8 protein-coding genes, 1 tRNA gene and 1 pseudogene are annotated in these 9,287 nt (G+C 64.2%); 2 read left to right on the top strand and 8 right to left on the bottom strand.

Translation table 11 applies throughout. From position 1 onward, the window contains the following. Positions 1–20: 20 nt before the first annotated feature. The 4 genes and pseudogenes from ACTHL0_RS19155 to ACTHL0_RS19140 form a co-directional block, all read right to left on the bottom strand. Positions 21–97: transfer RNA gene (locus tag ACTHL0_RS19155), tRNA-Gln, on the bottom strand. A 53-nt stretch (positions 98–150) separates the two neighbouring features. After that, complete coding sequence (gene ispE / locus ACTHL0_RS19150) at positions 151–1,032, bottom strand: 4-(cytidine 5'-diphospho)-2-C-methyl-D-erythritol kinase (RefSeq protein WP_440568439.1); 882 nt, start codon at positions 1,030–1,032, stop codon at positions 151–153. Between the two features lie 54 nt (positions 1,033–1,086). Further along, on the bottom strand, positions 1,087–1,722 hold the full coding sequence (gene lolB, locus ACTHL0_RS19145; RefSeq protein WP_440568438.1) for a lipoprotein insertase outer membrane protein LolB: 636 nt from the start codon (positions 1,720–1,722) through the stop codon (positions 1,087–1,089). Further along, positions 1,722–3,558, bottom strand: a pseudogene (locus ACTHL0_RS19140) (tetratricopeptide repeat protein). The gene lolB and the pseudogene ACTHL0_RS19140 overlap by 1 nt, the downstream one beginning before the upstream one ends. A 107-nt stretch (positions 3,559–3,665) precedes the next feature. Here ACTHL0_RS19140 and mutM point away from each other — a divergent pair. Together mutM and mutY are read left to right on the top strand one after the other, a co-directional pair. Beyond that, positions 3,666–4,490 carry a bifunctional DNA-formamidopyrimidine glycosylase/DNA-(apurinic or apyrimidinic site) lyase gene (gene mutM, locus ACTHL0_RS19135; RefSeq protein WP_440568437.1) on the top strand — a complete coding sequence of 275 codons (825 nt, stop codon included), beginning with the start codon at positions 3,666–3,668 and terminating at the stop codon, positions 4,488–4,490. 13 nt (positions 4,491–4,503) lie between these two features. Next, positions 4,504–5,616: an A/G-specific adenine glycosylase gene (gene mutY, locus ACTHL0_RS19130; RefSeq protein ID WP_440568436.1), complete on the top strand. Its 1,113-nt coding sequence runs from the start codon at positions 4,504–4,506 to the stop codon at positions 5,614–5,616. Between the two features lie 105 nt (positions 5,617–5,721). On the opposite strand, the gene ACTHL0_RS19125 is transcribed toward mutY, so the two are convergent. The 4 genes from ACTHL0_RS19125 to ACTHL0_RS19110 form a co-directional block, all read right to left on the bottom strand. Next, positions 5,722–6,357 (bottom strand): LON peptidase substrate-binding domain-containing protein, encoded by a 636-nt coding sequence (locus ACTHL0_RS19125; protein ID WP_440568435.1) that lies wholly within the window; start codon positions 6,355–6,357, stop codon positions 5,722–5,724. A gap of 37 nt (positions 6,358–6,394) precedes the next feature. Next, positions 6,395–7,294, bottom strand: a complete 900-nt coding sequence (rapZ, locus tag ACTHL0_RS19120) for an RNase adapter RapZ (RefSeq protein WP_440568434.1) — start codon at positions 7,292–7,294, stop codon at positions 6,395–6,397. Positions 7,295–7,426: 132 nt separating this feature from the next. Further along, complete coding sequence (hprK, locus tag ACTHL0_RS19115) at positions 7,427–8,395, bottom strand: HPr(Ser) kinase/phosphatase (RefSeq protein WP_440538383.1); 969 nt, start codon at positions 8,393–8,395, stop codon at positions 7,427–7,429. Between the two features lie 148 nt (positions 8,396–8,543). Beyond that, complete coding sequence (locus tag ACTHL0_RS19110) at positions 8,544–8,999, bottom strand: PTS sugar transporter subunit IIA (protein WP_440538384.1); 456 nt, start codon at positions 8,997–8,999, stop codon at positions 8,544–8,546. Positions 9,000–9,287: the final 288 nt, after the last annotated feature.

Here is a 9,287-nt window from a genome sequence, read left to right as displayed (position 1 = left end):
GCGGGAACTGCGGGAATGTTTGGCAGGGGAGGAAGGACTCGAACCCTCGCATGCCGGAATCAAAATCCGGTGCCTTGACCAACTTGGCGACTCCCCTACACTGACTCTGAGCTTCGTCGGGCCTGCGGGACAGCCCCGACGATGCGAAACCTATGACGCGAAAGCGAAGAGTGGATGGGTATCCAGACTCGATGCCACGGCGCTGACCCAACCTGCAGGCAGCTTGGCTTGCGCCGCTTCCGCTTCGGCGATGCTCCGGAACGCGGCAAAAACACTGGAGCCCGATCCGGTCATCCGTGCGGGTGCAATGGTTTCAAACCATTCAAGCACCTGCGCGACTTCCGCGTATTTTCCCACGACAACAGGCTGCATGTCATTCCGGCCGTAGCTTTCAGGCCATCTTGCGCTGCAGCTTTGCTGTGCAAGAAAGTCCGTAATTGTGACGGCTTCCGAATCTCTTGTCAACGACTTATCGGAAAAAATCGCTGCGGTTGGAACATGCACCCTTGGCGTGACCACCAGAAAGTAGCGCGGCGGCAATTGTACAGCCTCAAGCGCTTCTCCGACACCTTGTGCGAATGCATTTTTCCCGAAGACGAAGAACGGCACGTCGGCACCGAGCTGCAATGCGAGGGTTTGCAGCACGTCGCGGGCCAGATTCAGCTTCCAGAGCCGATTGAGCGCGAGCAGCGTCGTGGCGGCGTTCGAGCTGCCGCCGCCGAGCCCCGCGCCCATCGGCAGGCGTTTTTCGATCTCGATGTCCACGCCGAGCGCGGTGCCCGTGTGCGCCTTGAGCAGCAAGGCGGCCCTTACCACGAGATCGCTGGCCTCGGGCACCCCGGGCACCTCGGTCTTGCGGTGCACGTCGCCGTCTTCGCGCAGCGTGAAATGCAGTTTGTCGCCCCAATCGATGAGCTGGAACACGGTCTGCAGCGCGTGGTAGCCGTCAGGCCGGCGGCCCGTGATGTGCAGGAACAAATTGAGCTTGGCGGGAGCGGCGCAATCGCGCAGCGAATCGGGCGTTTCGATCATAAGGAAAGCGGTGTGAGGCGAGGACGAAGCCGGAATAAAGCGAGCGGCGCCCGCTCAGCGGTCGAGTACGAGCTTGATATCGAGCGGCGGATCTTGCCGCGTCAGATCGAGCCGCTTGACGCCGATGGCGGGCGCATCGGCATACGCGAGGTAATCGATCGTCCAGCCTTCCTGGTCGATTTCTTTCAGGCGCGAGCGCTGTTGCGGATCCACGATCGTCTTCGCGTGCGAAGTGGGCGCGGGTGAAGAAGCGAGCCAATACCGCAAGCCCTCGATCGGCAACGAGAACCCGAGCGTGCGCTGCATCAGTTCGCTGACGTTCTCGGCCGTCACCGGCTGACGGTTCGGCATTTCCAGCGTGGCCGACGCCGGCGACGACGTGACGATTGCCAGGGTCTGCCCGAACGGGTTGAGCAGCTGCAGCGTGACGGTATCGCCTTGCTGTTGCCAATCGAAGTTGCCGTACGCGTTGCGCGGCTGCCCGTTTTGATCGAGGTAGCGAACCGAGAAACGCCCGTGATAAGCCTGCATCGTCTGGGTCGACAGCTCCGCTGTGGCGTTCGACGTGGAGGGGCCGTGCGTCGGCGTCACCGCGCAGCCGGCGAGGGCGACCGCGAAGGCGGCCGCGACAGACAGCGTGGCGCGGCGCGCGAGGCGAAGATCGAGATCGAGGAGGGACAAAACGTGCATCAGAGATCGTTGGCGTTCACTTGAAAGCGTTCGAGCGTTTTGACGAGCGTCTGGTTGTCGGGTTCGAGACTGCGTGCCCGGCGCCAGGTGTCGAGCGCCTGCTTTTGATCGCCGCTCTTCCACAGGACTTCGCCGAGATGCGCGCCGATTTCCGCGTTCGGCTGGAGTTCGTAGGCGCGCTTGAGCAGCTTCGCGGCATCGGCCGTATCGCCCTGGCGATACTTGACCCATCCGAGGCTATCCATGATGAACGCATCGTTGGGTGCGAGCGCCGATGCCTTCTCGATCAGCTTGCCCGCTTCGTCCAGCCGCTGATTGCGATCGGCCAGCGAGTAGCCGAGCGCGTTGTATGCCTGCGGGTTGTCGGGCTGCTCCTGCATCACCTTGCGCAGCACGCTTTCCATAAGCTCGTAATGGCGGTTCTTTTCGGCCGCCATGGCGTAGTCGTACTGGATCTCCGGGTCGTTCGGGAACGCTTCGTTCGCCTCTTGCAGGCGCGCCTGCGCTTCCGGATAGCGCTTTGCATCGAACAGAATGGCCGCGTCCGTGCGCGCGATCTGCGCTTGTTCACGCGGATCGTCCGTTTGAATCGCGGCGAGCATCCTGCGCGCGTCGTCGACCTTGCCCTTGCCGGCCAGCAACTGCGCGCGCGTGACCCGTGCCGTGACGTACTGCGGGCTCGACGGTTGAACCTTGTCGAGCCACTTCGCGGCATCGTCCTCGTGCTTTTGCTCGAGCGCCAGTTGCGCGAGGTACAGATACGCCTGGGCCGGATCGGCGCCCGGTGTCTTTTCGGCGAGCTCGGCGTACTGCGTCAGATACTTTTGAGCGCCGTCGTATTGCTTTTGCTGGACCTTGATGATCCCGAGCGCAAGCAGCGGCATCGGATCTTGCGGGTCCATCGAGCGCATTATCTCGAATTGCTTTTGCGCGCCATCGAGCTGATCTGCCGACAAATACAACTGCGACAGCGCCAGCCGCGCGTTGCGCTCTTTCGGATGTTGCTTGACGTAGGACTCGAACGACGTGATCGCTTCCTTGCGCTCTTCGGGACCCATCTGGCCGAGCGCGAGCGCCGCCGGCAGGAAATCGGGCTTGAGCTTCAATGCGTGCTCGAACGACGCACGTGCGCCGGGCCGGTCGTCGGCGATCAACTGCTGACGGCCGATGGCGAGCTGCGCTTCAGCCGTTCCCATGTCGTTTTTCAGCAGGTCCTGCAACACTTAGGCCGCCTACGCGGTTCGGGCCGCGGGAGATAAGCGTCTGCAACGCGAGCAAGGCGTTGCCCCGGCTATCGGCCGGGACTTTCGCCAGTTCGCTGGCCAGCATCGGCTCGGCTTGGTCGGGTTTGCCAGACAAGACGAGCAGCGAGGCGTCGAGCTGAACGGCGCGCTCGGAATGGGGGGCGTACTCGTGCCAGAGCTGGGCGGCCGCCAGCGCATCGGACGGGCTTTGCGCCGCGAGCGCGATCTGAGCGGCCCGCGAGGCCATGCGCGGATCGTGCGTGTCGCGCGCGAGCGCGAGGTACGTTTGGTAGGCGGGTGCGGGCTGGTCGCGCTGCAAGGCGATTTCCGCGGCCAGCACCTGGAACACGATCTGGCTGTTGAGCGGAACGTCCGGCAGGTCCTTCGTCTCTTCCGGCGATGTGGCCGCAAACAAGTCCGCCGCGCTTGCGCTGTTGTCGTCCGCGGGCGCCGGGTCCTGGGCATGCGCGGGCAGCGCGGCCAATGTCCAGGCGCACAACACCGCGCCGACGATACGGCCCGCCGGCGCGTTGCGCCAACCGGGGCGAGCGCCGACCGGGCGCGAGAAAAGCTGCATGAGGGACAAAATCATGGAGATCCGTTCGAGGTTTCGGTCGATTGTAACGCGCTCGCTACAATACACGCAGAATTGGACCATGCAAGTTACACACCCATTCCCGCCCTTTTCACCCCTTTGACATGCCCGAGTTGCCAGAAGTTGAAGTTACCCGGCGCGGCATCGAGCCGTACGTCACCGGCCGACGCGTCGAACGCGTGAATGTGCGCACGCCTGCGCTGCGCTGGCCCGTGCCCGCCGATCTCGCGTGTACGCTCGAGCGCCAGGTCGTACGAAAGGTGACGCGTCGCGGCAAATACCTGCTGTTCGAAATCGACGCCGGCTGGTTCATCGTTCATCTCGGCATGACCGGCACGCTGCGCGTGTTCCGGCACGAGCAAGCGGGCGAGCCGGCCAAACATGACCACATCGATTGGATCTTCGAGGAATTCGTGTTGCGCTATCGGGATCCGCGCCGTTTCGGCGCGGTGCTCTGGCATGCGCGGGCGGACGGCGACGTGGCTACCCATCCCTTGCTGGCAAGCCTTGGCGTCGAGCCGTTCAGCGACGCGTTCGGCGAGCTGATCTTTCGTCGCACGCGTGGACGCACGGCATCGATCAAGCAAGTGTTGCTGGCGGGCAAGATTGTCGTCGGCGTGGGCAACATCTATGCCTCCGAGAGCCTGTTTCGGGCCGGCATTCGGCCCACCACGCCCGCCGGCCGTGTATCGCTCGCCCGCTGCGAGCGTCTGGCCGAGGCCGTGCGCGTGACGCTGGCCGCCGCCATCGAACGCGGCGGCAGCACGCTGCGCGATTTCGTGGGCAGCGACGGCGCGAGCGGCTATTTCCAGCTCGAGTGCTTCGTTTATGATCGCGCCGGTGCGCCGTGCCGCGTCTGCGGCACCCCGATTCGTCAAATCGTCCAGGGGCAGCGCTCCACCTACTACTGTGCGCATTGTCAGCGCTGATTCCGCTCCTTTCATGTCCGCTTCTCCGATCTTCGCGGGACAACCCGCCGCGCCGCTGCAGGCGGTTTTCGCTACCAGGCTGATCGAATGGCAGCGCCGCCACGGCCGCCACGATCTGCCGTGGCAGAACACGCGCGATCCCTATCGCATCTGGCTGTCCGAAATCATGCTCCAGCAAACGCAGGTTTCGACCGTCATTCCCTATTACGGAAAATTTCTCGCACGCTTTCCCGGCGTCGCTGCACTGGCCGCGGCGCCCATCGACGAGGTCATGGCGCTATGGGCCGGGCTCGGCTACTACTCGCGTGCGCGCAATTTGCACCGGTGCGCGCAGGCGGTCGTCGAACGCCACGGCGGCGAATTTCCGGCGGCCCCGGAGCAATTGGCCGATCTGCCGGGCATCGGCCGTTCGACCGCGGCGGCCATCGCCTCGTTCGCATTCGGCGCGCGTGCCACGATCCTGGACGGCAACGTCAAGCGGGTGCTCGCCCGCGTGTTCGGGATCGAAGGCTTTCCGGGCGAAAAGCGCGTCGAGAACGCGATGTGGGTACTCGCCGAGCGCCTGATGCCGGACGCACAGGCATCGAGCGACGACGTGAGCGCCTACACGCAAGGGCTCATGGATTTGGGCGCGACCCTGTGCGTGCGCGGCAAGCCCGATTGTGGGCGCTGTCCGTTCGAAGCCGATTGCGTCGCGCGCGCGAGCGGGCGCCAGCGCGAGTTGCCGGCTGCGCGGCCGAAGAAGACGGTGCCGACGCGCCATACGTGGATGCTCGTGTTGCGCGACGGTGCCCGCGTATTGCTCGAACGGCGGCCGCCGTCGGGCATCTGGGGCGGATTGTGGAGCTTGCCGGAAGCTGCGGACGAAGCATTGCTCGCCGAGCGCGCGCACGCATTGGGCGCGGCGCAGGGGTTCGCGCGTCTGGCGTCGATCACGCATACGTTCACGCATTTCAAACTCGAAATCGAATCTCGCTGCGCGGATCTCGACTCGGCGCGTCAAGCGGGCGTCGTGCAAGCCTGTGACGGCGAAACCGCCTGGGTGCCGCTGGCGCAAATCGACGATTACGGTGTGCCGGCGCCCGTGCGTAAGCTGCTCGACGCGCTCGTGGGTTCGCTGGTTTGAGGCTGCGGCTGGCGTGGAGGGAGCGCGGGCGGCCCGTGACAGGCCGGACGATGAAAAATCAAGCATGAGGGCGCTTGCGCGCGTCAATGCTCCGGTATGCCAACGCTAAAGCAGCCGGTGCTGCTGCATGTAGTGATGGACCGCATCGATGCGCTCGCCCGCGTCCGGGAGTTCCATGAGCTTTTGACGCGCGCGTAGCGGGATTTGGAGAATCTCCGCCAGACGGTTCGAGACCCAGCTTGGACTATCGAAGCGGAACGGTTCTGCGAATGGCACGCTGTCCGCGTCGCGTTCCCGTATCGTCCCGATGATGCGTTCGAGCACTTCGGCGCAGGCACCGAATTTCGCGAGCCGATCGGCCCCTTCCAGCGGGATGTCTTCGGGAAGCGCCTCGGTCATGCCGATGAGCAATCCGCTCGCCTCCTTGCGGTGCGAGAGCAGGCGAAATCGCTGCGTGCCGCGAGCCCGCACGAGCAGCATGCCGTAATCGTCGACGTCGCAATGCTCGATCTGCGCGAGCGTGCCGACTGTCTCGGGCACGCAGGGCACGTCTTCCTGAGCGACTTCCGCACCGCTTTTCAGCAGGCAGACGCCGAACGGCGAGTTATCGCGCAAACACCCGCGCGCCATATCCAGGTAACGGGCCTCGAAAATTTTCAACGGCAGCAGCCCATCGGGGAACAGCACCGTGTGGAGCGGGAAGAGCGGCAGGTCAGCGTAGACGGCGGGAGTGGAGGACATGGCGCACGCTTCGAAGTGCCGCGCAAGCCGCGGCGGATTAAGCCACCAAACGTGACGATTCGTCGATGGAGACCGGCGCATCGCGATGCCGAACGATCACGGTCGCTTCGCGCGCCAGGCGCGCGGCGAGTGTTTCGGCGATGAACACGGAGCGGTGCTGCCCGCCCGTGCAGCCAATGGCGACGGTCAGATAGCTGCGGTTGTCTTCGCGAAAACGCGGCAGCCATTTCATGACGAAAACATGGATGTCGTCGATCATTTCATGAACGATCGGCAACGCGTCGAGGTACTCGATCACAGGCTGATCGCGCCCTGTGAGCGGGCGCAGACGATGATCGTAGTAGGGGTTCGGCAGGGCGCGCACGTCGAATACGAAATCGGCGTCGAGCGGCAGGCCGCGCTTGAACCCGAACGATTCGAACATCAACATCAATCCTTCGCGCTGTTCCTCGATAAAGCGCGTGACCCAGGCGCGCAACACGTTCGCGCGCAGGTTGCTCGTATCGATTTGATGACCGAACTCGGCGAGCGGGGCCACGAGCTCGCGCTCGCGCTCGATCGCTTCCTCGAGCGAGGCAAGCAGGCCGACGTCGGCATCGTGCGAGGGCGATCCCGACAGCGGATGGCGCCGGCGCGTTTCCGAAAAGCGCTGGATCAACGACTGCGTACTGGCATTGAGAAACAGCACGCGCACGTCGTGTTCGCTTGCCAGATCGCGGATGATGCCGGGCATGTCGTCGAGCGAGGCGCTCGAACGCGCGTCGATCGCCACCGCCAGCCGCTCGTGCCCTTCGTCGTCGCTCGCCAGATACTGGGCAAGCGCGGGCAGAAAGCGGGGCGGCAGATTATCGACGCAGTAATAGCCCGCGTCGGCGAGCGCGTTCAACGCGACCGATTTGCCGGAGCCGGAAATGCCGGTGATCAGAACGATGCGCATGGGGAAGAACCAGTTCGTTTCATCATAGCACTTGCATTCGGGGGGCGGCCGTCTCGCCGAACACGCCGGTTTGCGGGCCGCGCGGCAAGCCGGCCCTGGCGGCGAGCGCAGCCCGCATGCCTGACCCGGGGCTCACATGAGCTTGCCGGGCAACTGACTATCGGGATCTTGCATCGCGATCCGTTGCCGATCCATGAAATCGCGCAATGTGTCGATGCCGCGCAACTGCAGGATCGTATTGCGCACGGCGGCTTCGACCAGCACGGCCAAGTTGCGGCCCGCTGCCACCTGGATGGTGACTTTGCTGATCGGCAGCCCGAGCACGTCGACGGTCTGGCTCTCCAGCGGCAGCCGCTGGAATTCGCCATCGGGCCGGCGCACGAGCTGGACAATGAGCTTGAGCTTCATTTTGCGGCGTACGGCCGTTTCACCGAAGATCGTCTTGATATCGAGCAGGCCCAGGCCGCGCACTTCCAGCAGGTTTTGCAGCAGCGGCGGGCAACGGCCTTCGACGAAATCCGGCCCGAGCCGCACGAAATCGACGGCGTCGTCGGCCACGAGCCCGTGCCCGCGGCTGATCAATTCGAGCCCGAGTTCGCTCTTGCCGAGCCCGGAATCGCCCGTCAGCAGCACACCCATGCCCAGAATGTCGAGAAACACGCCGTGCAGCGTGGCGCGTGGCGCCAGGATCCGCGACATGTAAAGGCGCAGGCTGTCGATGACGGCCGCCGGCGACATCGTTGTCGTGAAGAGCGGCGTAGACGAGCGCGTACACCGCAACACGAGCTCAGGCGGCGCGGCAACGCCGCCCGCGACGACGAGAAACGGCGGCTCGAGCGCGATCAGCTCCGCCATGTGCCGGGAACGATCCTCGTCCGATTGCCGCTGATAGTAGTTGACCTCGGCCTCGCCCAGCACCTGGATCCGGTTCGGGTGAATCAGGTTCAAGTGGCCCACGAGGTCGGCGCTCGACGTCGCATTGGCGACCGTCTCCGCGGAAAAACCGCGCTCCCAGCCTTCGTGCCCCGTCAGCCAGCTCAGTTTGAGCATGGAGGCGTTGTCGTCGAAAATGCTTTGGGCGTTGATGCTGGACGTATCCATGAATCCGAGGCTCCTGGTTGACCGCGACTGCCGCGGCGACGACGTGCGCCGACCTGCCAGCCAAGGCCGATGAGCGGCGCAAAGCGCACCGCGCCGTCATGCCGAACCCAAGCAAGAAGCAAAAGCCGCTAGGGCGCGACAGACAAGTTCAAGGGTGCCATTGGGTGAGCAGGCGATGCAACTCTTCGCGATTCGGTTCGGTGTGCAGACGTTCGCGCGCTTCGCGGTCGGACAGCAATTGCGCGATTTCCGAGAGAATTTCCAAATGCTGCTGGGTGGCCTGTTCGGGCACGAGCAGGAAAATCAGCAGCGAGACGGGCTGGCCGTCCGGCGCTTCGAATGGGATCGGCTGATCGAGCCGCACGAATGCGGCTAACGGCTGCTTGAGGCCCTTGATGCGCCCGTGAGGGATCGCGACGCCTTCGCCGAGGGCTGTGGAGCCGAGCCGTTCGCGGGCAAAAAGGTTATCGGTGACTGCGCTGCGGCCGATTCCGTTCTGATTTTCGAAAATCAAGCCGGCTTGCTCGAATACACGCTTCTTGCTGGTAACCGAAAGGCCGAGTACGACGTTTTCGAGCGGAAGAAATTTGGCTAAACGATTCATGTTGGCAGGCTAACGCGTCGCCTGAGCGCTCCTCGCGGCAACGGGCTGGTTGTCGATTTTCGGCCGCGCGGGTCGGCTCGGTGGACCGACGACCTCGGGCATTGCTGCGGCCGGCTGCCCCTTCTATAACCGCCACATTATAGAACAGGGCCGAAGCATATGGTGCGCCGCGCCAAGCAAGCGCTTTTTGCGTTTCTCTCTAAAAGAGAAGGGCCCCCGTTATGGCGGGCGTTGTAGCGGGGTGGGGGGCGGGTGTGGGCTGGGCGCCGCGTCGAGTTCATTTCTTTT

The sequence above is a fragment of the Trinickia sp. genome, from assembly GCF_051961175.1.
Taxonomy (GTDB): Bacteria; Pseudomonadota; Gammaproteobacteria; order Burkholderiales; family Burkholderiaceae; genus Trinickia.
Note: the sequence above shows the minus strand (reverse complement) of the source record. Positions and strands in the feature narration are given on the sequence as shown.